This is a genomic window from Geminocystis sp. CENA526 (assembly GCF_050753365.1).
Lineage (GTDB): Bacteria > Cyanobacteriota > Cyanobacteriia > Cyanobacteriales > Cyanobacteriaceae > Geminocystis.
The window spans coordinates 1-1612 of record NZ_JBLZFY010000256.1; the positions used below are offsets into that span (position 1 = coordinate 1).

A 1612-nucleotide genomic window follows, 5' to 3' on the forward strand; every position below is an offset into this window, starting at 1 on the left:
GTTTTTGGGTAACATCCCATTAATTTATAATATTTTTCTACCTGTTCTATTAAATGTGTTGATTCATTAAAATTTTCCCAACTTAACTTATCTAAAAATACGTAATTTTCATACACACTGATACTTATTTTTCCCCCAAATTCTACGGCACTTCCTGCTTTTCCTCTGATTATTGGACGAATATGAGGTTGTGAAATACTTACTATTCTATTGTCTATTCTATTTTCTTTCTTCTCATACATTTCTTTTTGTTGCCGATATACTTCTTTCACTACCAATAAGTTTTTATACTCTTTTTTACTTAATTTTGATAGACTTATTCCTTGGTCAATTAGATTATCTATACTTTTTAAATTTCTTTCAATATATTTTAATTGCTTGTTGATTCCTTCATCTCTTTCTTCTTTTTTTACTTTTCTTTTTTTTGCTATTTTCAAGTATTCTTTTCTCGCTATTTGTCGATAAGTTCTCGGTTTCTTTCCTATGCTTATTGCTTCTCCTTGATGTAATTTATCTATGATTTTTTCCGTTTCCACTCTTCCCTTATTTAATAAACCTAAATCTGTGGGGAAAGCAATATCTGATGGTGTACAACTAGCATCTAAAATTAGTTTTCCTTCATTCTTTATCTCTTGTCTGGATTCATTTTCTTGTTTTTCTATTTCTATTTCTATTTCTTTTTCTTTTTTGAATTCTTTTAATACTGTTGTTTCATTAATTCTATCTATTATTTCACTGCCTATTCTTTTCCTAAAATGTACCATCATTGATGGGTGAAAGGGTATTTGATGACTAAATTTGTTTAAACCAATAAAATATTGTAAATAGGGATTTTCTCTGATTATTTCTACAGTTTCTCTATCGGTAAAATTTAATTTTTGTTGAATAATTAATGCCCCTAATGCCATTCTAAAAGGTTTAGCAGGAGCACCTAATTTATCATCAAAAATACTTGCATATTCTTGTTCAAATTCCGTCCAAGAAATCAAAGAAGCCATAATCAGCCAACGATTATTTTCATCGGGTAATATTTCATTACCTGGAACAAGATTTTTTAAACCAATAGAGGAAGAAATGGTTTTGATGTACATAATAGCTTTAGAGAAATACTAAAAACCTAAGTGTAGGTGCAAGTAACTACTAACGATTTTATTGGGATTAAAAGGATTATACCTCATTTTGTCTTGCATCATTTGAGCAAAATTAACGGATAAACCCATTGTTCAACAAGGGTTTTATATTTATTCAGCAAACCCTAATTAAGGTTATTTAACCAGTCGTGATATTTATTTATTTTAACTCATTAATAAATTCAGTCACGGCATCATATTGATCGTGATAATTGATATATTTTGTTAAAGTTTTTAGCTTTAAATATAACACAGAAGAAAATATAACTTATCGTTTTATTGATAATCTATAAACTCGTCAACTGTGAGATTTATTTCTCTAATTATCGCTCTAATAGTTCCTTTGCGAATAGCTTTTCCTCGGTGATGAGGAACGGGAATTACTAAACCATCATTGTCTCTAACCCATAATTCATGAGAACCTTTTCCTTGTCTATAAAATCTAAAACCAAAAAATTTCAAACGATTTGTTACTTCTAAAT

The 1612-nt window shown here is 28.6% G+C and carries 2 protein-coding genes; both read right to left on the bottom strand.

Features of this window, described 5'->3' with window-relative positions; translation table 11 throughout:
- Positions 1-1091: IS5 family transposase (locus ACN4EE_RS23195; RefSeq protein WP_431708875.1), on the bottom strand; the 1091-nt coding region annotated here is incomplete at its 3' end.
- Between the two features lie 315 nt (positions 1092-1406).
- Positions 1407-1612, bottom strand: a 206-nt coding sequence (locus tag ACN4EE_RS23200; protein WP_431708876.1) for a type II toxin-antitoxin system HicA family toxin, incomplete at its 5' end; no start/stop codon positions are given.